This window comes from Nonomuraea sp. NPDC049419 (genome assembly GCF_040676995.1).
Lineage (GTDB): Bacteria > Actinomycetota > Actinomycetes > Streptosporangiales > Streptosporangiaceae > Nonomuraea > Nonomuraea salmonea.
The window spans coordinates 769,216-790,362 of record NZ_JBFAQB010000002.1; the positions used below are offsets into that span (position 1 = coordinate 769,216).

Consider the following 21,147-nt stretch of genomic DNA (forward strand, 5'->3'; position numbering starts at 1 on the left):
GTTCGCGACCGTCAGTCGCGCAGGCGGGCGCGCAGGGCGGTCGTGTCGGCGTCGGTCCAGCCGTTCGCGGCCAGCCAGCCCATCGGCCCGCCGAACCGGTCGTCGAGCACACCCAGGAACTGCTCGATGTAGCGGGCCCGCGGCATGTGGTCGTCGGCCGGCCGCGAGTCGAGGTCGTCGCGGTAGGTGTCGCTGCCGCGCAGCCGCTTGAGAATCAGCTCAAGCCGCTCCCCCGTGGCGACGTAGTCCTCGACGATGGCCTCCCTGGTGGCGCCGGCGACCTCCAGGGCCAGCGCCGCCAGCACGCCGGTGCGGTCCTTGCCCGCCGCGCAGTGCACCAGCGCCGCGCCGTCGTCCAGCGCCATCGCCCGCAGCGCCGCCACCACGCCGTCGGGCCGGTCGCGCAGATAGCCGAAGTAGAACCCGGTGACCCGCAGCTCCTCGTCGAGCACCCGGTCAGCCCACGGCAGCACCCGCTCGCCGTCGATGCCCTCGGGGGCGACGTCCGCCTCGACGTCGGTGTGCCGGCCGCCCTCGGCGAACAACGTCAGGTGGTGGTGGCGCACCTCGGGCACCCGGGTCAGCGGACCGGGCCCCTCCAGCGTCACCTCGGCCGTCGAGCGCAGATCCACGACGTGCCGCAGGTTGAGCTCGCCGACCAGCAGCGCCACGTCGGCGGGCGTCAGCCCCTGCAGGTTGTCGGCGCGGTAGAGCCGGCCGCGACGGGTGCGGCCGCCGTCACGAGTGGGCAATCCGCCCAGGTCACGCGCGTTGACCGCGCCTTCAAGGTCGATCCACCTCGTCATCTCGCTCATTATTACGACCCTATATGTCCGGCAGAACGCAGCGAATTCGAGGTTCATAACGCAGCATGAACGTATGGATCCACGAGCTCTGCCTCCACGGCTGGTGATCGATCCATCGCTGCCCCCGGAGATCTCAGCCGAGTTGCGGTCGAGCCCGCACATCCTCCGCCAGGCTCGATCGGGCGCGCGAATGGACACCACGCGAAACCCCGCCACCCTGTTCGTCCTGCCGGCCTTCCTGTTGCTGCTGTTCATGCTGACCAGCAGCACGCCCCTGTTCGTCATGGGCACGGGGGTCGGCATGATCGTCGTTATCAGGTGGTTGGCGACGGACGGCACCTACCGCTCGACCAAGCGAAGACTGGGGCTCGCGCGGGCGCACGCCGAGCACTACATCCTTCCCGAGGACCTCGACCACCCCTGCCAGATGCTGCTGCGCAGGGCGCAGAACGCGGTGGAGGCCATTCTCCACTCCAACGTGCACAAGGCCGGGCTCATCGACAGCGTCGACAACCAGGTGTCACTGCCCGAGGAGGTCTGGCAGATCGCCCAGCGGCTGCGCCGGCTGTCGTCGATGCACGCCGAGCACGGCAAGCTGGTGCCGCGTGAGCTGCCGCCGGACATGGAGGCGGCGTTCAAGCCGTACACGAGCGCGCTGGACGCGGCCTGGACGTCGCTGACGCACCGCGTACGGCATCTGGAGAAGTACGCCAAGCAGGTGCTGAAGGCCGACAAGGTCTACCACGCCCACCTGCGGCTGGAGAAGCTGGCCGCGAAGACGCCCGAATACCAGCAGCTGCTGGCCGAGACCGTGCGCGACGAGCTGGCCCACGGCCGCATCAACGAGCTGTCGGACCAGGCGGCCCATGTGCGCAAGCTGTTCGAGGAGAGCATCCTGCAGGCCAGGCAGACGGCGGGCGAGCTGCTGCGCTCGCCGCTCACCTAGGCGTGCACGGAAGAACGGGCACAGACGAACGGGGCACGGCGCCGGCCGTGCCCCGTCGTCGTGTCAGCCGATCACGGTGCAGCTGGCCGTGGCCTTCTTGGCCGGGTCGCTCTCGGACGTGGCCGTGAGCTTGATCTTGCCGACGTGGCCGCCGCCGGTGCGTACGGCGTCCACGCTGACGAGCTCCTGCTTGCCGAACTCGACGGAGGCCAGCGCGTTGGGCAGCCGGACGTCCCAGCCCTTGCCCTGGACCTCGGCCTTGAGCCGGTAGATGTCGGCGTTGAGGTAGGCGCTGACGTCCTCGGGGTGCTGCCCCCGGGCCGCGGCCTTCTTGCCGGTGTTGAACAGCGGGAACTTGCAGGTGGAGACGTTCTTGCCGGACGGCGGCCCCACCGAGGGCAGCAGCTTGACACCGCGCCGCTGCGGGCCCGCGCCGTCGAGCGAGCGGATCGCGACCGTGTACGACAGCTGGCCCTTGTTGTCCCGGTGCAGGTCGGTGACGTAGAAGTGCAGGCGGTTCGCCTCGTCTACGTACTCGTACTCGCTGCCGGAGTCGGTGCCGGCGTGGAAGAGGGCGTCGGACAGCTGGCGGTAGTCGCCGATGGTGATCGGCACCTTCGTGCCGTCGGGCAGCACGTAGTCGGTCATGCCGATGTCCTGCGGGTTGGCGTCGATCACCCACTCGAACGGCGACCGGTCCTCGTTCTTGGTCTTGGCGAGCAGCACGCCGGAGTCGGGCGTGAACGAGTCGGCGCCCATCCGGTCGACGACCTCGACGGTGTAGTTGTCGTAACCACCGCCGTCGCACAGCGGATCGCCGCTGTCACAGGTGCTGCGGTCCTGGTCCATCGCGATGTTGACGCCGGACAGCCCGTTCTTGCCCGGCTGCACCACGCGGGCCGTCACCTTGGCGGTCACCAGGCCCGACTCGGCGAGCGCCTCGCGGCTGAGCCGCAGCACGTTCGCCTCGTCCACCATGTTCAGCTTGATCTTGTTGCGGAGCATGTGCTGGGCGCCCATCGACCCGCCCGCGGTGGGCGGGATGAGCCAGCGCGAGTGCGGGCCGCCGGGGCCGTTGAAGCTGCCGCGGCTCAGCATCTCCCAGATGCCGGTGTACGACCGCCGCGGCGGCACCCCGTACGGGTTGTTGTAGTTGTCGGCGATGCCGAAGATGTGGCTCAGCTCGTGGGCGTAGACGCCCATGCCGGAGCTCTCGGCCTGCACCGAGTCGACGCCGAAGCGGGCGTTGGGCCAGAAGTTGGAGCCGGCCTGCCAGGAGGTCCACTCGACGTAGCGGGTCGGCGACCAGTTGGGCAGCGCGGGGTCGTCCGGGCCCCACTCGTCGGGGACGTCCTCCTTGGTCGGGAACTTCATCATCCCGAACTCCTGCCAGGTGGCCGATTCGTCCTGGCCGGCGCTGAGGTAGAAGACGAAGTCGAACTGGGCCGCCACGTCCTGGCCGACGTCGGCCAGCCAGGCGGCGTTGCCGTCGGCGCGCAGGTTCTTGTTGCAGGTGTCGCCGGAGGGGCACGACTGGCGCTGGTACTCCATCGCGTACTCGTGGTCCTTGCCCGGCATCGTGTACGGGCCGAACCCGGTCAGCTCCACGCCGATGCGGCCACCGGAGTCCTCCATCCAGTATTCGTGGATGGTGTGCCCCTTGTTGAGGTCGTTCGGGGTGTTGAGGAAGTCCTGGTAGAACTCGGCGACCTGGTCGCGCGGGATGTCGTGGGCCTCGGCGCTCGGGTTGGCGTACACCGTGGAGTTCTGCGGCTGGGTCACCACGAACGGCTGGTTGGGGTAGTCGAGCAGCACGAGCGCGCCCTTGAAGGTGCGCTGCGACCCCTTGACGGCGGGGTCGTTCCACTTCGTGCCTGGGGGCTTCTTGTACTCCGCCCACGTCATGTTGTCGGGGTTCACCCAGTTCTGCGGGTCGATGGGCTTGAGGCCGGCGCTGGGAGTCTTGCGCAGGGCCCGCTCATCGGCAGGGGCGTCGAGGGATTCGTCGAGCTGCCAGGGCTGGGTCTGCGGCCAGTGGTTCTGCCGCCACGGGTGCTCGGGGTTCTCGGGGGGTGCTGCGGAAGCAGGGGTCGCCATCAGGCTCACCGGGATCAGCACGATGGCCGCCAGCAAACCCTTCAGCAGCTTCTTCGGGGCGTTCACGGCTTGACCGTATAGACGTTGTTGACGGAGATCACCGAGCAGTTGTAGGGAAGACCTGTACTGACATTTCCGTCATTTGTCGAAAAGTCCACGTAAGGGGATGGTTGTGGCGGATCTTCAGCGGGCCGTGGACGAGCTCGCCGCCCGCCTCGAACGCCCCCTGCTCCTGGAGGACCGCCACCAGCGCGTGGTCGCCTACAGCGAGCAGAACGGCGCGATGGACGACGTCCGCCGCGACTCGATCCTGCGCCGGCACACCGTGCCCGAGGTGCGGCGGTGGCTGCGCGCGGCCGGGATCACCGAGGCCACCGGGCCGCTGCGCACGCCTGGCGCGCCGCAGCTCGGGCTGCTGCCGCGGGTCTGCGTCCCCGTACGGCACGCCGACGGCCTGCTCGGCTTCCTGTGGTTCATCGACGCCGAGCCGCCCATGCCCGAGCCGGCCGTCGCCGAGGCCGCCCGCGCCGTGCCGGGGCTCGCCCTCGCGCTGTTCCACGAGAGCCTGGCCAGCGGGCTCGCCTCGCAGCGGGAGCTGGAGGCGGTGACCGGGCTGCTGCTCGGCGAGCGGGACGCGGCCAGGCAGCTCATCGAGGCGGGCGCGTTCCCGCAGGCGCAGCCGGTGACCGTCCAGGTGGCCAGGCCGCGTACGGCCGAGCCCGACGACGCGCTCCGGCTGGCGCTGGAGCAGGGGCTGCTGGCGCTGCGGCGGCGGCTGAGCGGGCATCATCCGCTGCACCTGATGCGCTATGACCACGCGGTGCTGCTCACGGCGGGGCCGCCGGTCCCGGCCGACGAGCTGCACGCGGCCATGCCGGTGCCGGTGGTGGTCGGGGTGGGGCGGCCCAGGGCCGAGCTGGCGCTGGCGGCTGAGTCGTACCGGGAGGCCAGGCACGCGGCCGAGGTGACGGCGCGGGTGCCCGGCCTCGGGCGTACGGCGGAGTGGGCCAGGCTGGGCGTCTACCGGATGCTCACCCAGCTGCCCGACCAGGAGCTGCACCCGGGGCTCGAAGGGCTGCTGGCGGACGCGCAGTACCTGCCGCTGCTGGAGACCCTGGAGACGTACCTGGATCTGGCGGGCAGCGCGGTGGCGACCTCGAAGGCGCTGCGGCTGCACAGGACCTCGCTGTACTACCGATTACAGCGGGTGGAGGAGCTGGCCCGCACCGATCTGAAGGACGGCGGCGAGCGGCTGGCGCTGCATCTCAGCCTGAAACTGGCCCGCCTGTCCGGTCGCTATCTGCCGCGCGAGCCGCCCGGCCCGTCCTGACCTCCGCTCTCGACGCGTTCGAGCAGCTCGCGCAGCGACGCGCGCTGCTCGGGCGTGAGCACCGCGAACAGCTCCTCCCCCGCTTCCCTGCGCGCGTCGCGGGCCCGATCGGCCAGCGCGCGCCCCTCGCCGGTGAGCACGACCAGCGTGGAGCGCCGGTTGGCCGGATCGACCTGCCTGCGCACCAGGCCCGCCGCCTCCAGCGCGTCCACCACGGGCGTGAGCGAGCGCGGCACGATGCGCAGCTCGTCGGCCAGCCGGACCATGCGCATGGGCTGCCCGGCGTCGGCCAGGACCCGCAGCGCCCGCGCCTGGCCCGGATTGAGCCCCAGCGGGACCAGCCGGTGGGCGTAGCCGTGCCGCACGCGCTTGCCGACCAGGTAGAAGAGCTCCGCGAGCTCCTTGTCCGCCATGCCGAGAAGTTTAGCCGGAACAAATATGAGCTAACCTCTGTTCGAATGGGCAGCCGAAGGAGGTTCCACGTTGGCGGAGGAACCGCGCGCGCCGATCGGGCGCATCATCAAGCTGTTCGGCGCCTACCGCGGCCGCCTCACCGTGGTGGCCTCGCTCATCGTGCTGTCCTCGCTGGTGGGGCTGGCCTCGCCGTTCCTGCTGCGCGAGGTGCTCGACGTGGCGATCCCGGCCAGGGACGCCGGGCTGCTCACCCTGCTCGCGCTCGGCATGATCCTCGTGGCGGTCACGACGACCGTGTTCGACGTGCTGCAGACGCTGGTCTCCACCACGGTCGGCCAGCGGGTCATGCACGACCTGCGGGTCTCGGTCTACAGCCACCTGCAGCGCATGTCGCTGGCCTTCTTCACCAAGACCAGGACCGGCGAGGTGCAGTCGCGCATCGCCAACGACATCGGCGGCATGCAGGCCGTCGTCACCTCGACGGCCGCGTCCCTGGTCTCCAACCTGACCACGGTGATCGCCACGGTCGTCGCCATGGCCGCCCTCGACTGGCGGCTGACCCTCGTCTCGCTCGCGCTGCTGCCGGTGTTCGTGTGGATCAGCCGCAAGGTCGGCTCGGAACGCAAGCGCATCACCTCCGAGCGCCAGCGCAAGCTCGCCGGCATCGCCTCGATGGTGCAGGAGTCACTGTCGATCAGCGGCATCCTGCTCGGCCGCACGATGGGCCGCTCCGCCGGGCTGACCGAGCGCTTCGGCACGGCCTCGCACGAGCTGGCCGAGCTGGGCGTGGCCACCAGCATGGCGGGGCGCTGGCGGCAGGCGTCGATCCAGCTCGTGATGGCCGCCATGCCCGCCGCCATCTACTGGGCCGCCGGCCACACCGCGGCGATCTCGGTGGGCACGCTGGTGGCGTTCACGACGTTGCAGACGAGCCTGTTCCGGCCGATGGTGTCGCTGCTGCGGCTCGGCGTCGAGGTGCAGACCTCGCTGGCGCTGTTCGGGCGCATCTTCGAGTATCTCGACCTGCCGGTGGACATCAGGCCGGGCACGCGGAAGCTGATGGACGTGCGCGGCGAGGTGCGCTTCGAGCAGGTCGACTTCGCGTACGGCGACGCCCCCACGCTCACCGGCGTCGACCTCACCGTGCCCGCGGGCTCGTCCCTGGCCATCGTGGGCGAGACGGGCTCGGGCAAGACCACGCTCAGCTACCTGCTCCCCCGCCTGTACGACGTCACCGCCGGCCGGGTCACCATCGACGGCGTGGACGTGCGGGAGCTGACGTTCGAGACGCTCAGCGACACCGTGGGGGTCGTGTCGCAGGAGACGTACCTGTTCCACGCCTCGATCGCCGACAACCTGCGTTTCGCCCGCCCCTCGGCCACCGACGAGGAGCTGGAGGCGGCGGCGCGGGCGGCGCGCATCCACGACCACATCGCGGCGCTGCCCGACGGCTACGACACCGTGGTGGGCGAGCGCGGCTACCGCTTCTCGGGGGGCGAGAAGCAGCGCCTGGCCATCGCCCGTACGCTGCTGCGCGACCCGCCGGTCCTGGTGCTCGACGAGGCCACCAGCGCGCTGGACACGCAGACGGAGAAGGCCGTGCAGGAGGCGCTGGACGCGCTGGCGCGGGGGCGTACGACGATCACCATCGCCCACCGCCTGTCCACCGTGCGCGACGCCGACCAGATCGTGGTGCTCGACCACGGGCGGGTCGTGGAGCGCGGCACCCACGACGAGCTGATCGCCCGCGGCGGCCACTACGCGGCCCTGGTGAGCCGCGACCATCCCGTGGAACTCGTCTGACCGCGTTCTAAACGTGCTTTGCCTCACATTACGGTAAGACCGGAATCCGCTTCGCGGAAGCACTTGTTCATCCCCCCGGTGCTTCCCCAAGGCAAGGATTCTTCGTGTCTCTGTCCTCCTCCACGTTCAGGGCCCTGCGTCATCACAATTACCGGCTCTGGGCGGGAGCCGACATCGTCTCCGTGACCGGCACCTGGATGCAGGTGCTGGGGGTGAACTGGCTCATCCTCACCCTGACGGGCTCGGCGACCAGCGTGGGGCTGAGCCTCGTGATGCAGGCGCTGCCGACGCTGCTGCTCGGCATGTGGGGCGGGGCGCTGGCCGACCGGCTGCCCAGCAGGCCCGTCGTGATCGCCGCGCAGCTCGCGCAGGCGGGCCTCGCCGCCGTGCTCGCGGTGATCGCGCTGAGCGAGGTGACGTCCGTGCTGCCCATCTACGGCGTGGCGCTGGCGGGCGGCGTGGTGAACGCGCTCGGCGGGCCCGCGCTCGGGCGCTTCGGAGCCGAGGTGGTGCCGCCCGATGACCTGCCGAACGCGATGGCGCTCGGCTCGATTCTCAACTCCGCCGGTCGCATCCTGGGCATGAGCCTGGCCGGCGCGCTGCTGCCGTTCACCGGCAACGGCGGCCTGTTCGTGGTCAACGCCGCCAGCTTCTTCGTGGTGATCGCGGCCGTGCTGGGCATGCGGCGGCGCGAGTTCCACCGGCTGGCCGCCGCCGGCCGGCAGCCCGGCGCCGTGCTCGACGGCCTGCGGTACGTGCTGCGCACGCCCTGGCTGCTCGTGGTGCTCGCGCTCTGGTTCGTCTCGGGCAGCGTCGGGCGCAACTACCAGGTCACCATGGCCGCCATGAGCGCGGGCCCGCTGGAGTCGGGCGCGGGCGGCTACGGGCTGCTGTCCACGGTCTTCGCCGTCGGCACGGTGCTGGGCGGGTTCCTCGCCGCCGCGCGGGCCCGGCTGACGCTGCGGCTGCTGCTCATCATGGCGTTCCTGACCGGGCTGGTGCAGGCGCTGAGCGGGCTGATGCCGTCGCTGTGGTCGTTCGCGGCCCTGATGGTGCCGATCGCGGCGGGCGCGGTGGCGCTGGACACCACCGTCTCCGCCCGCGCCCAGCTCGACAGCCCCGACGCGATGCGCGGGCGGGTCATCGCGGCGCTGTCCATCGTCAGCGCCGCCGCGGGCGCGGTCGGCGGGCCGCTGCTCGGCTGGCTGAGCGACACTCTCGGGCCGCGCGTCGCCCTGGAGGTCGGCGGCGTGGCGTGCCTGTCGGCCGCGCTGCTCGCGGCGGTGGGGCTGGCCCGGCTCTCCGGGCGTACGGTGCGGCAGGCCATCCGGCTGCGCCCGCAGCTGGAGAACGTCTGACCACCCGTTGGAACAGTTTTTCCCCGCGTCGAGTTGCATGTCAGCGAGCAGTTAACCTATAACTGAAGTTGGAGGTTAGCTGCGAGCGCGCAACCAAGAGGAGGGTGGAAATGCTTCTGACCTCTATCGACCCGTTCCTGCAGGAGTTCGAGCGGCAGTTCGACCGTCTCGCCCGTCACACCTTCGACAACGGCAGCGCGATCATGCCGATGGACGGGCTGCGCCGCGATGACGACGTCATCCTGCGCTTCGATCTGCCCGGCATCGACCCGGACTCCATCGAGGTGACCGTGGACCGCGGCGTCCTCAGCGTCACCGCCCGCCGCGAGCAGGAAGTCACCGACGACGAGCGGCTGTTCGTCCACGAGCGGAGGATGGGCACGTTCACCCGCCGCGTCTACCTGTCGGAGCACCTCGACGCCGGCAACATCGACGCGGGCTACGCCAACGGCGTCCTCACCGTACGCATCCCGGTCCTGGAGCGGGCCAAGCCGCGTAAGGTGGCGATCCAGCGCGGCGAGCCCAAGGCCATCAGGGCCTGACACGCGGTCCAGGGGGCGGGCGTCCCTGACCGCCCGCCCCCGACCCGTGCGGAGATGACATGCCGGACCTGCCCTTCGACGACGAGCACGCACCTCTCTACTCCCTCGGGCAGGTGGCGGAGATGCTGCAGGTGCAGCACGCCTTCCTGCGCCGGCTCGACCAGCACGACGTCATCAGGCCCAGCAGGTCGAGCGGCGGCCAGCGGCGCTACTCGCGGCGCGACATCGTCATCGTCCAGCACGTCACCCGCATGGCCGAGGAAGGCATGACGCTCATCGCCATCCGCCGCATCCTGGAGCTGGAGCGCGAGGTCTCCGCCCTGCGCCAGGAGCTCGAAGAGACGCGGGCACGGCTGCGCGAGCAGGAGTGACACCGGAGATCGGCCCGGAGATCGGCCCGGAGATCGGCCCGGAGATCGGCCCGGAGATCGGCGGGGCGCGTACTCTCGTGGCGTGCACAACACGAGATACGCGCCCTCCGGCATGGTGTGCAGCGTCGACCACCTGGCCTCGGCGGCCGGGCTGGCGATGCTGGAGCGCGGCGGCTCGGCCGCCGACGCGGCGATCGCCGCCAACGCCGTGCTGGCGGTCGTCGCCCCCCACATGTGCGGCCTCGGCGGCGACCTGTTCGCCCTGGTCCACGACGGCGCCACCGTCACCGCGCTCAACGCCTCAGGACGCGCGGGGTCCGGTGCCGATCCGGCCCGGCTGCGCGCCGAAGGCCACACGCGCATGCCCCACCTGCACGACATCAGGTCCGCCACCGTGCCAGGGTGCGTCGACGGCTGGGCCGCGCTGCACGGCAGGCACGGCAGGCTGCCCATGGCCGAGCTGCTGGCGCCCGCGATCAGGCTGGCCTCCGCCGGGTTCCCCGCCTCGCCGCTGATGGTGGCGGGCGCCGCCAACGCGGCCCGGCGGCCCGGTGGCGGCGACTTCGCCTCCGTACGCGCGGCGGGCGACCGCGTCACCAGGCCCGGCGTGGCCCGCGCGCTCCAGGCCGTGGCCGGGCACGGCCGTGACGGCTTCTACCTGGGCGAGTTCGGGCAGGGCCTGATCGAGGCGGGCGCCGGCGAGTACGTCGAGGCCGACCTGGCCGCGCCGGGCGCCGACTGGGTCGAGCCGCTCAGGACCCGCGCCCACGGCCATGACGTCTGGTCGATGCCGCCCAACTCCCAGGGCTACCTGCTGCTGATGTCCCTCGCCATCGCCGAGGGGCTCGACCTGCCCGCCTCCCCTTCCCATGCCGTCTGGGCCCACCTGCTGGCCGAGTCCGCCAGGATCGCCGGGCACGACCGGCTCGACGTGCTGCACGAGGACGCCAAGGACCTGCTCGACCCGGCCGAGATCACCCGGCGGCGGTCGCGGATCGACTCGCGGTCCCGGCTGCGGCTCGGCGGGCCGGTCCAGGACGGCGACACGACGTACCTGTGCGTGGTCGACGGCGACGGCATGGGGGTCTCGCTCATCCAGTCGAACGCGTCCGGGTTCGGCAGCATGGTGTTCGAGCCCCGTACGGGGATCAACCTGCACAACCGCGGCATCGGCTTCTCGCTCAAGCCCGGCCACCCCGCCGAATACGGGCCGGGCCGCCGCCCGCCCCACACGCTCACCCCGGCGCTCATCACCCGCCCCGACGGCTCGCTGAGGTCCGTCGTCGGCACCATGGGCGGCGACGCCCAGCCCCAGATCCTGCTGCAGGTCATCACCCGCCTGCTGCGCCACGGCGAGGAGCCGGGCCGGGCCATCGCCGCGCCGCGCTGGCGGCTCGGCACCGGCGGGACCGGGTTCGACACCTGGGACGCGCCCGACGACGCCGTGCTCGACCTGGAGGGGGGCGGCGGCTGGTCCGACGGCCTCGCCGCGCTCGGGCACCGGGTGGCGGCGCTGCCGTACGGGAGCTCGTTCGGCCACGCCCACCTCATCGACGTCCGCCCCGACGGCATGCTGGCGGGCGCCGCCGACCCGCGCTCTCTCGTCGGCGCCGCGATCGGGCGCTGAGCCGCGTCCCCGGCCGGTCGCAGATGGACGAGCAAGAGCTGGCACGGGCTTTGAAGAAGGCCGGATCCTAGGATTCCGGCCCGTTCAGAGGGTAGGGGTACCCGTATGACGGAGCTGCCTCCGGACCGGTTCGGCCTGGCTGACGAGCAGGAGATCGAGGTCGAGGAGTGGACCGACGACCTCGGGTTCCGGCACGAGGTCGTCCCCGACGACCCCCGGCACCACGACTCGCTCGACGAGCGCCTGCGCCGCGAGGCCCCCGACCGCCTGCGCGGGCCCCGCCCCAAACACCGGCTCACCCAGCCGGACGAAGGGCTCGGCCCCGACCTGGACGACGAGGAGATCGCCACGGAGTACTCCGCCGACGCCGACGACCTCTCGGCCGAGGAGCGGGCGATCCGCATCGACTCGGAGGACGACCTCACCTAGCGTGAAGCGGCCTCAGGCGGCGCTCAGGCGGCGGTCAGGCGGCCTCAGGCGAGGCGGCGCAGGGCGGGGAGGATGGCGTGGAGGTCGTCGACGATGACGTCGGCGGCCTTCGCCTGCGGGCGCTCGGCGTGCAGGTAGCCCCACGGGCCGCGGCGCAGCAGCGCGGTGCGCATGCCCGCCGCCGCGGCCGGCAGCACGTCGTTGTCGATCCGGTCGCCGACGTACAGGATCTCGCCGGGCGCGCACCCGGCCACCGCGGCGACCTTGGCGAAGAAGCCGGGGTCGGGCTTGGAGACGCCCCAGCCGTCGGAGGTGTGGACGGAGTCGGCGGGCAGGTCCATCGCCACCAGCGCGTCGTAGGCGCGGCGCGGCTGGTTGCCGGCGATGATCACCTGGTGTCCCGCGGCCCTGATGGCCGCCAGCGCCTCGCGTACGTCGGGATAGAGGTCGTCGGCGTCGAAGTGGTTGCGCAGGCCGTCGGGGTCGTCACGTTCCCAGGCCGCCTCCTCGACGTCGAGATCGATGCCGGGACGGACGAGGCGGAAGGCGTCGCTGTGCGGCCGGTCGAGGGCGGCCATCCCGCCCAGGGCGCCCATGAGCAGGAAGGGGCTGACGCCCAGCCGCTCGGCCCAGCGGTGCCAGATGCGGCCCTCGCTGATGAGCGTCTCACCGACGTCGAACACCACTGACCTGATCATTGATCCCCCTGCTCACCTGGCGGCTAGGCGCACCGGCCGGCCCGACAGACCCGGACAAACGGTGCACGGGTGATTTTCTCACGGGACGGCCGCGAACCACACGTCTCAGGGCGCCAGCCGGTCCATCGCCTTCGCGACGCGCTTCTCCGACACCGGGGTCGGCGTGCCGAGGGTCTGGGCGAAGAAGCTCACCCGCAGCTCCTCGATCATCCACCGGATCTCCACCACGTCGGGGTCGCCCCGCCGCGCCGGATGCAGCTTGGCCAGCAGGTCGTCGTAGTCATCCTCGACCTTGTGGACGCGGTCCATCCACTCCTGGTCGCGCCACGGGTCCTCGGGCAGCTTGGTCAGGCGGCGGTCGATGGCCCGCAGGTAGCGCAGGACGTCGGACAGCCGCCCGTGACCGGTCGCGGTGACGAAACCCGGGTAGACGAGCTTGCCGAGCTGCTCGCGTACGTCGTCGGTGGCGGCGCTCGCGCGCAGGGAGTCGAGCCGGGCCCCGGCCTCGTGCCACACGCTGAGGATCTGCTCGACCTTGCCCAGCACGTCACGGGCGGTGTCGTAGAGGTTGGCGCGGACGTGCTGGTAGAGGCGGTCGTAGCCGACCGGCTCCCAGACGACGCCGCCCGCCTCCAGCATGAGCTTGTCGACCGCCGCGTTGACGACGTCGTCGAACAGCGCCACCGCCCCGCCGTGCGGGCTGCGCGACAGCGCCAGCTTGGCCTGGTTGGACAGGCCGCCGAGCAGCGACTTGGCCGGGTTGGTGACGTTGAGCAGGAGCAGGCGGCGCAGGCCCGGCCAGTGGGAGCGGCGCTGCTCGGCCTCAGTCTCGAAGATCTTGACGGAGACGGAGTCGCCCGCGTCGACGAGCGCCGGATAGCCCTTCATCCGGCCCTGCTCGAACACCTTGGGCAGGGTGCCGAAGCTCCACGTGTGCAGGCCGGTCTGCTCGAGGTCGTCGCCGGCCTGGGAGAGCGTCTGACGCAGGCGCGGGGCCAGCCGCCGCTTGAGCGCGTCGAGGTCTTTGTCCTCGGCCACCGTACGCCGCTTCTCGTCGATCACCCGGTACGTGATGCGCAGGTGATCGGGCACCTGGTCGAGCTGCCACGCCTCGCGCGGCACCCGGACGCCCGTGAGCCGCAGCAGCTCGCGCTCGACCGCGGCCAGCAGCGGCTCGCCGCCCTGCTTGACGCCGCCCAGCACCTGCTTGGCGTAGTTGGGCGCGGGCACGAAGTTGCGGCGCAGGTGCTTCGGCAGCGACCTGATGAGCGCGGTGATGAGCTCTTCGCGCAGGCCCGGGATCTGCCAGTCGAAGCCGTCGGAGCTGACCTGGTTGAGCACCGCCAGCGGCACGTGGACGGTGACGCCGTCGGCGTCGGCCCCCGGCTCGAACTGGTAGGTCAGCTTCATCCGCTGACCGAGCTGCTTCCACGTGTCGGGGTAGTCGCGGGTGCTGATGTCGGCGCCCTCGTTGACCAGCATCTCGGGCGAGAACGTGAGCAGGTCGGGCTGCTCCCGCCCGGCCTTCTTCCACCAGGAGTCGAAGTGGCGGGCCGAGACGACGTCGGCGGGCACCCGCTGGTCGTAGAAGTCGTAGAGCGCCTCGTCGTCCACCAGGATGTCGCGTCGGCGGGCACGGTTTTCCAGCTCCTCGACCTCGCCGAGCAGCCGGCGGTTGTCCTTGAGGAACTTGTGGTGGGTGTCCCAGTCGCCCTCGACCAGCGCGTGCCTGATGAACAGCTCGCGCGACAGGTCGGGGTCGATGCGGCCGTAGCCGACCTTGCGGCCGACGACGAGCGGGACGCCGTAGAGGGTGACCTTCTCCAGGGCGATCACCGCGCCCTGGTTCTTCTCCCAGTGCGGCTCCGAGTAGGTGCGCTTGACCAGGTGCTGGGCGAGCGGCTCGACCCAGTCGGGCTCGATCTTGGCGTTGACCCTGGCCCACAGGCGCGAGGTCTCGACCAGCTCGGCCGACATGACCCACTGCGGCTGCTTCTTGGCCAGCGCGGAGCCGGGGAAGATGGCGAAGCGGGCGTTGCGGGCGCCGATGTACTCCTGGATCGGCCGCCGGCCGTCCTGCCCGCGCTGCTTGTCGATGACGTCCTTCACGCCGATGTGCGACAGCAGGCCCACCAGCAGCGAGGCGTGGATGTGGTACGGCTCGGCGGGCTGGGAGCCGGGCTGGGCGCCGAGCGTCTGGCGGAGCTGGCTGTAGATGTCCTGCCACTCGCGTACGCGTAGGTAGTTGAGGAACTCGGCCTTGCACAGCCGCCGGAACGCGCTGGACGACAGCTCCTTCTGCTTGTCGCGCAGGTAGTTCCACAGGTTGAGGTAGGCCATGAAGTCGGACTCGGGATCGGCGAAGCGCCGGTGCTTCTCGTCGGCCTGCTGCTGCTTCTCGGCGGGCCGCTCGCGCGGGTCCTGGATGGACAACGCCGCGGCGATCACCATGACCTCGCGCAGGCAGCCGTTCTTCTCGGCCTCCAGCACCATGCGGCCGAGCCGCGGGTCGACCGGGAGCTGCGCCAGCTTGCGGCCGATGGGGGTGAGCTTGTTGTGGGCGTCGAACGCGCCCAGCTCATGAAGCAGGTTGACGCCGTCCTTGACCTGGCGGCGGTCGGGCGGCTCGACGAACGGGAACGCCTCGATGTCGCCCAGCCCGATCGAGGTCATCTGCAGGATGACCGAGGCCAGGTTGGTGCGCAGGATCTCGGGGTCGGTGAACTCCGGCCTGCTGAGGAAGTCGTCCTCCTCATAGAGCCGGATGCAGATGCCGTCGGACGTGCGGCCCGAGCGGCCCTTGCGCTGGTTGGCGCTGGCCTGCGAGATGGGCTCGATCGGCAGGCGCTGCACCTTCGTGCGGTGGCTGTAGCGGGAGACGCGCGCGAACCCGGGATCGACCACGTATTTGATGCCCGGCACGGTCAGGGACGTCTCGGCGACGTTGGTGGCCAGCACGATGCGGCGGCCGGTGTGGCGCTGGAAGACGCGGTGCTGCTCGGCGGCGCTCAGCCGGGCGTAGAGCGGCAGCACCTCGGTGCTGCGGAAGTCGGCCTTGCCCAGGGCGTCGGCGGCGTCGCGGATCTCCCGCTCGCCCGACAGGAACACCAGGATGTCGCCAGGGCCCTCGCTGATCAGCTCGCGGCAGGCGTCGACGATGCCCTGGGTCTGGTCGTCGTCGTCATCGAGCGGGCGGTAGCGCACCTCGACCGGGTAGGTGCGGCCGGAGACCTCGATGATGGGGGCGTCGTCGAAGTGGCGGGAGAAGCGCTCGGGGTCGATGGTGGCGCTGGTGATGATGACCTTGAGGTCGGGGCGCTTGGGCAGCAGCTGTTTGAGGTAGCCGAGGATGAAGTCGATGTTGAGGCTGCGCTCGTGGGCCTCGTCGATGATCAGCGTGTCGTACTGGTCGAGCATGCGGTCGTTCTGCAGCTCGGCCAGCAGGATGCCGTCGGTCATGAGCTTGACGAGGGTGCGGTCGCTCGCCTGGTCGGTGAAGCGAACCTTGTAGCCGACCACCTCGCCGAGCCCGGTGCCGAGCTCTTCCGCGATGCGCTCGGCGACCGTGCGGGCGGCGATGCGGCGGGGCTGGGTGTGGCCGATCAGGCCGCGTACGCCCCGGCCCAGCTCCAGGCAGATCTTCGGGATCTGGGTGGTCTTTCCCGAGCCCGTCTCACCGGCGATGATCACGACCTGGTGGTCGCGGATGGCGGCGAGGATGTCGTCCTTACGCTGCGAGACCGGCAGGTTGTCCGGATAGGTCACCGCAGGGACGGCGTCGCGGCGGCGTACGAGCCGCTGCTCGGCCCGCTCGACGTCGGCGAGGATCTCGGCGGCGATCTTGTCGCGCGCGTCGCGGGAGCGGACCCTGCGCATGCCGTCGAGCCTGCGCCGCAGCCGCCGCTGGTCGCGCGGCATGAGGTCGGGCAGGCGCGACTGGAGCTCCGCGAGTGACCCGGAGGCCCGCGCGGGCCGGGAAGGCGAGGCCGGAGACGGCGAGGACGGCGAGGACAACGAAGACGTTCCCATACTGCTTTCAGGATATTTGAGCTCCGCTTCGCCGGAGCCAACCGCCCATGGTGCCCGACCCGCCCGCCGCGCGCATCCCAATATCGCCGTGACTAGCGGCTGTGCGCGGTGACCACGTAGCCGTCGGGGTCGGTGAAGCTGAACGAGCGGCCGAACGGGCCGTCCGCCGGCGGGGTCACGATCGGCACGCCGGCCGCCTGGAGCTCGTCGTGCAGCCGCTGGGCGTCGCCGCACTCGAACCACAGGACGACGCCCGTGCCGGGGCGCTCGGGCAGCTCGACGCCGGGGAGCGGCTCGCGTACGGCGAAGGGGACGGGCTCGGTGGCGAACACCACGGCTCCGGGCGGGCCGGCGGGGGCGCGCTTGAGCCCGAGGCGCCGCTCGTAGAAGTCCGCGGCGCTGGTGAGGTCGCGGACCTGGAGGGCGACGAAGTCGATGCCGGTGGCGGTCATGGTTTCTCCTCATATGTCAGAACATTGACATAGGGAACTGTATGTCAGAATGTTGACATGACGCAAGATGAGCTTGGGCGCAGCGTCGGATACCAGCTCAAACGGGTGCAGGCGGCCCTGCGGGCGGCCATGGACGGCGTGCTGCGCGTGCACGGGCTCACCACCCCGCAGTACTCGTGCCTCGACGTGCTCGGGCAGCGGCCAGGGCTGTCGAACGCGGAGCTGGCGCGAGCGGTGTTCGTGACCCGGCAGTCGATGAACGTGCTGCTGCAGCACCTCCAGGAGGCCGGTCTGGTCGAGCGGCCGTCGACGGCCCCCTCGGGGCGCGCGCTGCCCGCCCGGCTCACCGAGGCAGGGCGGCTCCGCCTGGCCGCCGCCAAGGCCGACGTGCTGGCCGTGGAGCGGCGGATGAACTCCCCGCTGACCCCTGTCCAGGCGGAGGAGCTGGCGCGACTGCTGGCCCGCATGGCCGAAGCCCTCGCGGACTGACACCCCAGCCCTACGCACAGCGTCCCCGGGCCAGGCAGCCCGGCAGGAGACAGGCAGGAGCGGCGCGGGCTACGCGTGGGAGGCGGCGTCGGCGGCGGCGTGGGCGGCGCCGACGATGCCGGCCTGGTTCTGCAGGCCGGCCGGCACGATCGGCGTGTCGAGCCGTACGTGCGGCAGGAACTTCTGCGCCTTCTTGCTCACTCCCCCGCCAAGGACGATCAGCGACGGCGAGAACAGCATCTCGACGTGCCGCAGGTACTCCTCCACCCGCTCGGCCCACTTCTCCCAGCTGAGGTCGTGCTCCTCGCGCACCCGGGCGGCGGCGCGGTGCTCGGCGTCCTTGCCGTGCAGCTCCAGGTGCCCCAGCTCGGTGTTGGGCACCAGCACCCCGCCGGCGAACAGGGCGCTGCCGATGCCGGTGCCGAAGGTGAGCACCAGCACCGTCCCCTGGTGCCCGCGGGCGGCGCCGAAGCGCATCTCGGCGAGGCCGGCCGCGTCGGCGTCGTTGAGCACGGTCGCCCCGCCGAACAGCCGGCCCGCGTCCACGCCGATCCACGAGCGGTCGACGTTGGCCGCCGAGCGCACCACGCCGTCCACGACGACACCGGGAAAGGTGACTCCTACCGGACCGTTCCACCCGAAATGGTCGCGCAGCTGAGCCACCACGCCCGCGACCGCGTCCGGGCCCGACGGCTCCGGCGTGGGGATGCGCAGCCGCTCCCGCAGCAGCTCTCCTGACTCCGTGTCGACCGGCGCGCCCTTGATGCCGGAGCCGCCGATGTCGATGCCCAAGACGTCCATGCTCTTCCTCTCCCCGCTACGACGCCGACGAACTCTCTTTCCGGTCCGGCTGAACCCGCGTCCCGCCCGCATACGTATCTCGCGTCACAAGCGCTCATTAGGAGGCACCGGATGCGGCCACGCATCATCACACTCTGCGCTGTTGCGGTCGTTCTGGGAGCGACTCTCACCACTCCCGCACACGCCACCACCAGGACGCGTTTCGACGTCATCAACCTTGTGTCGGACGTCAAGGGCAAAGCCCCTGTCACCGACCCCAAGGTCGTCAACCCGTGGGGCCTGGCCATGGGAAAGACTCTGTGGGTCTCGAACACCGGCACCGGCACCGCCACCGTCTACTCCGGCACGGGCAAGAAGGAGAAGACGGAGGTGGCGATCCCGGGCGGAGCCCCGACCGGGCAGGTGTTCAACCCCGGCCAGGGCTTCACCGTCAAGGGCAAGCCGGCCGCGTTCATCTTCTCCAGCCCGAGCGGCGCCATCAGCGGCTGGAACGCGGAGGTCGACCCGGCCAACGCGATCATCGCGGCCTTCACCCGCGGCGCCGACTACAAGGGGCTGGAGCTCGTCCAGACCGAGGACGAGGCGTTCCTGCTGGCGGCCGACTTCGCCGGTGGGCGCATCCACGCCTTCGACCAGGACTTCCGGCGCATCAAGCTGGCGCGCTGGCAGTTCAGGGACCCGGCGCTGCCGAAGGGCTACAACGCCTACAACGTGGCGGTGGCCAACGGCAACATCTGGGTCGCCTACGCCCTGCGTGACCCGGCGACCGGCAAGCCGGTCTTCGGCAACGGCAAGGGGTTCGTCAGCCGGTTCGACGCCAACGGGCGGCTGACCGGGCGCATCTCCCGGGTCGGGCTCAACGCCCCCTGGGGACTGACCGCCGCGCCCAAGGGCTGGGGCCGCGAGTACGCGGGCTCGCTGCTGGTCGGCAACTTCGGTGACGGCACGGTGCACGCGTACAAGCGGGGCCGGCACCTCGGCGCCCTGCGTGACTCCGGTGGCAGGCAGATCGTGCTGCCCGGGCTCTGGGACCTTGAGCCGGGCACCGCCGCCACCGGCGGCGAGAAGGCCCTGTGGTTTTCCGCCGGCATCGACGGCACCAAGCACGGCCTGATCGGCGTGATCGCGCCGAAGGGCACGAAGGTCAGCTCGAACGGGGCGGCCGCGGCGCCGAAGCCGTCGGGCCAGAAGACGAGCGCCCCAGCGACCCGGCCCCCCTCCCAGAATCCCTACGGCGGGTACTGACCGGCGCTCAGCCGCCGCCGTCCCCTCCAGCCCGGCGAGGAGCGCAGCTCGCCCACATGGGCGAGGGGGCGGCGGTCGGGGGTCTCCGGCGCGGCCGGCGCGAGCCGCGCCGGAGACGCCCGCTCCACCCCTCGATCTCGGGACCAGCGCGCGGCCGGTCAGGTGAGAGCGGTCAGGTGAGGGCGGTCAGGTGAGGGCGGCGGTCAGGTCGGCGAGGGTGCGGTAGTGGACGCCGGTCATGCCGAGCGACACCGCGGCCTCGACGTTCTGCGGCCGGTCGTCCACGAACAGGCAGCGCTCAGGCGCCGCCCCGGCCAGCTCGGCGGCGATCTCGTAGATGCGCCGGTGCGGCTTGGCCACGCCGACCCTGGCGCTGCTGACCACGGCGTCGGCGAAGTACGTGAGACCCAGCAGGTCGAGATGCGACTCCAAGGTGTCCATGGCGTTGGTCACGATGATTACCGGCACGTGCTCCTGCACCCGGGCCAGCAGCTCCCTGACCTGCTCGTCCACCCAGAATTTGATCTCCACGAACTCGGCCACCGCCCGCCTGGCCCGCTCGTCTCCCCCGAGCGCCACGGCGACCGACTCGGCCCACTCGGCCTCGGTGCGCTCGCCGAGCGTGGCCGGCATGATCAGCTCGGGGTCGAAGGCCGTCTTCCTGAGCGGCAGCCCGTAGCGGGCCTCGATCTCGGCCTGGGCGGCGTGGTCGAAGTGGCGGAGCACGCCGTCGAAGTCGGTGAGAACCGCGTCGTAGGGGATCACAGCCCACCGTTCTGCCCGGTGCGCGCAAGCCCGTCCCCCTGCCACAGGTGCTGAGGGGACCCGCGGCACTACCATCTCCGAGACAGGATTCGGTATCGGAACGGTAGGGCATGAGCGATCACCGGCTGCCACGCGAGCTGTGCCAGCTGTTCGCCGACGGCGGCAAGGGGAGGAGGCTGCCCGTGGCGCTGCCTCCCGGCGACGTCGTATGGCCGGATCCCGGCTACACCGGGCAGGGGGAGGCACCGCGACCGGCGTTCTGGATGAGCGACGAGCAGGCGAGCGGCGCCGACTGGGCGCTGCTGCGCGAGTGGCACCCGCACAGCGGGTTATGGCCGCTGCTCCTGGACGAGTCGGCGCAGCCGTGGGCGGTCGGGCAGGTCGTGCCGGACGATCCCCGTCAGATCGACCACTTCACCGCCGAGGGGTTCATGGCGGAGGTGTGGGAGGAGTGGGTGGCGCAGATGCCGGCGGACGCGCTCGGAGAGCTGGAGCCGTACGGCGCGATCTGTCCTGGTCCGGCCCCGCCCGGCGTGCTGCGGGCCGATCCCGAGGCGGTGGCGGCGTGGCTGGCGGGCGAGCTGGCGGCGAAGGGGATGCCGCTCGGCCTGGTCGCCGCGGGCCGCGGCGCGGACGCGCTGGCCGTCATGGGCTGGCAGGGGGCGCTGCACCACAACGAGTGGATGGTGCCGATGGCGGCGGTGGTGCGCAGCTGGGAGGACCGCTTCGGGGCGCGGGTGGTGAGCGTCGGGTTCAACACGCTCGACCTGAGCGTCGCGGCGCCGCCGGTCGATCCTGAGCACGCGCTGCACGTGGCGGCCGAGCACTGGACGTTCTGCCCGGACAACGTGGTGCAGGGTCCTGGCGATCTGCAGGGGTACGCCGAGCAGATCATCGGCGGGCACGCCTGGTCGTTCTGGTGGGACTGAGCGCTCAAGGCGCCCC

The 21,147-nt window shown here is 71.3% G+C and carries 19 protein-coding genes; 11 read left to right on the forward strand and 8 right to left on the reverse strand.

The window, feature by feature from the left end; genetic code table 11:
* Positions 1-11: 11 nt before the first annotated feature.
* Positions 12-815 (reverse strand): tyrosine-protein phosphatase, encoded by an 804-nt coding sequence (locus AB0K12_RS08810; protein WP_364557055.1) that lies wholly within the window; start codon positions 813-815, stop codon positions 12-14.
* Positions 816-996: 181 nt separating this feature from the next.
* Here AB0K12_RS08810 and AB0K12_RS08815 point away from each other — a divergent pair, with 181 nt between their 5' ends.
* On the forward strand, positions 997-1,752 hold the full coding sequence (locus tag AB0K12_RS08815; RefSeq protein ID WP_364363529.1) for a hypothetical protein: 756 nt from the start codon (positions 997-999) through the stop codon (positions 1,750-1,752).
* Positions 1,753-1,815: 63 nt separating this feature from the next.
* Here the strand turns inward: AB0K12_RS08815 and AB0K12_RS08820 are convergent, their stop codons facing one another.
* Positions 1,816-3,915: a M6 family metalloprotease domain-containing protein gene (locus AB0K12_RS08820; RefSeq protein WP_364557059.1), complete on the reverse strand. Its 2,100-nt coding sequence runs from the start codon at positions 3,913-3,915 to the stop codon at positions 1,816-1,818.
* 106 nt (positions 3,916-4,021) lie between these two features.
* Between AB0K12_RS08820 and AB0K12_RS08825 the strand changes: the two genes are divergently transcribed.
* Positions 4,022-5,179, forward strand: coding sequence for a helix-turn-helix domain-containing protein (locus tag AB0K12_RS08825; protein ID WP_364557061.1), 1,158 nt, complete (start codon positions 4,022-4,024; stop codon positions 5,177-5,179).
* Here the strand turns inward: AB0K12_RS08825 and AB0K12_RS08830 are convergent.
* A complete protein-coding gene (locus AB0K12_RS08830; protein WP_364557065.1) occupies positions 5,146-5,592 on the reverse strand; it encodes a MarR family transcriptional regulator in 447 nt (148 codons plus the stop codon). The genes AB0K12_RS08825 and AB0K12_RS08830 overlap by 34 nt on opposite strands.
* A gap of 70 nt (positions 5,593-5,662) precedes the next feature.
* Here AB0K12_RS08830 and AB0K12_RS08835 point away from each other — a divergent pair, with 70 nt between their 5' ends.
* The 6 genes from AB0K12_RS08835 (at position 5,663) to AB0K12_RS08860 (ending at position 11,723) form a co-directional block, all read left to right on the forward strand.
* Positions 5,663-7,396, forward strand: coding sequence for an ABC transporter ATP-binding protein (locus tag AB0K12_RS08835; RefSeq protein ID WP_364557068.1), 1,734 nt, complete (start codon positions 5,663-5,665; stop codon positions 7,394-7,396).
* A gap of 104 nt (positions 7,397-7,500) precedes the next feature.
* On the forward strand, positions 7,501-8,754 hold the full coding sequence (locus tag AB0K12_RS08840) for an MFS transporter (protein WP_364557071.1): 1,254 nt from the start codon (positions 7,501-7,503) through the stop codon (positions 8,752-8,754).
* A gap of 110 nt (positions 8,755-8,864) precedes the next feature.
* Positions 8,865-9,296, forward strand: a complete 432-nt coding sequence (locus AB0K12_RS08845; protein WP_364557074.1) for an Hsp20/alpha crystallin family protein — start codon at positions 8,865-8,867, stop codon at positions 9,294-9,296.
* Between the two features lie 59 nt (positions 9,297-9,355).
* Positions 9,356-9,667, forward strand: a complete 312-nt coding sequence (locus tag AB0K12_RS08850; RefSeq protein ID WP_364557077.1) for a MerR family transcriptional regulator — start codon at positions 9,356-9,358, stop codon at positions 9,665-9,667.
* 82 nt (positions 9,668-9,749) lie between these two features.
* Positions 9,750-11,294 (forward strand): gamma-glutamyltransferase, encoded by a 1,545-nt coding sequence (locus tag AB0K12_RS08855; protein ID WP_364557079.1) that lies wholly within the window; start codon positions 9,750-9,752, stop codon positions 11,292-11,294.
* Between the two features lie 105 nt (positions 11,295-11,399).
* Positions 11,400-11,723 (forward strand): DUF5709 domain-containing protein, encoded by a 324-nt coding sequence (locus tag AB0K12_RS08860; protein WP_364557082.1) that lies wholly within the window; start codon positions 11,400-11,402, stop codon positions 11,721-11,723.
* 44 nt (positions 11,724-11,767) lie between these two features.
* On the opposite strand, the gene AB0K12_RS08865 is transcribed toward AB0K12_RS08860, so the two are convergent.
* The 3 genes from AB0K12_RS08865 to AB0K12_RS08875 all read right to left on the reverse strand — a co-directional run bounded on the left by AB0K12_RS08865 (position 11,768) and on the right by AB0K12_RS08875 (position 16,902).
* Entirely contained in the window at positions 11,768-12,421 is a 654-nt protein-coding gene (locus AB0K12_RS08865) for an HAD family hydrolase (RefSeq protein WP_364557084.1), read from the reverse strand.
* A 105-nt stretch (positions 12,422-12,526) separates the two neighbouring features.
* Positions 12,527-16,450, reverse strand: a complete 3,924-nt coding sequence (hrpA, locus tag AB0K12_RS08870; RefSeq protein WP_364557087.1) for an ATP-dependent RNA helicase HrpA — start codon at positions 16,448-16,450, stop codon at positions 12,527-12,529.
* Positions 16,451-16,542: 92 nt separating this feature from the next.
* On the reverse strand, positions 16,543-16,902 hold the full coding sequence (locus AB0K12_RS08875; protein WP_364557090.1) for a VOC family protein: 360 nt from the start codon (positions 16,900-16,902) through the stop codon (positions 16,543-16,545).
* Between the two features lie 57 nt (positions 16,903-16,959).
* Between AB0K12_RS08875 and AB0K12_RS08880 the strand changes: the two genes are divergently transcribed.
* The gene (locus AB0K12_RS08880; protein WP_364557093.1) at positions 16,960-17,391 is read left to right on the forward strand and encodes a MarR family transcriptional regulator; all 432 of its coding nucleotides are present in this window, start codon (positions 16,960-16,962) and stop codon (positions 17,389-17,391) included.
* 69 nt (positions 17,392-17,460) lie between these two features.
* Here the strand turns inward: AB0K12_RS08880 and ppgK are convergent, their stop codons facing one another.
* Positions 17,461-18,192, reverse strand: a complete 732-nt coding sequence (gene ppgK / locus AB0K12_RS08885) for a polyphosphate--glucose phosphotransferase (protein ID WP_364557096.1) — start codon at positions 18,190-18,192, stop codon at positions 17,461-17,463.
* A 219-nt stretch (positions 18,193-18,411) separates the two neighbouring features.
* On the opposite strand from ppgK, the gene AB0K12_RS08890 reads away from it, so the two are divergent.
* The gene (locus tag AB0K12_RS08890; RefSeq protein WP_364557099.1) at positions 18,412-19,437 is read left to right on the forward strand and encodes a TIGR03118 family protein; all 1,026 of its coding nucleotides are present in this window, start codon (positions 18,412-18,414) and stop codon (positions 19,435-19,437) included.
* A gap of 186 nt (positions 19,438-19,623) precedes the next feature.
* Here the strand turns inward: AB0K12_RS08890 and AB0K12_RS08895 are convergent, their stop codons facing one another.
* A complete protein-coding gene (locus AB0K12_RS08895; RefSeq protein ID WP_364557101.1) occupies positions 19,624-20,202 on the reverse strand; it encodes an HAD-IA family hydrolase in 579 nt (192 codons plus the stop codon).
* A gap of 110 nt (positions 20,203-20,312) precedes the next feature.
* On the opposite strand from AB0K12_RS08895, the gene AB0K12_RS08900 reads away from it, so the two are divergent.
* Positions 20,313-21,131: a DUF4253 domain-containing protein gene (locus tag AB0K12_RS08900; protein ID WP_364557104.1), complete on the forward strand. Its 819-nt coding sequence runs from the start codon at positions 20,313-20,315 to the stop codon at positions 21,129-21,131.
* Positions 21,132-21,147 lie beyond the last annotated feature (16 nt).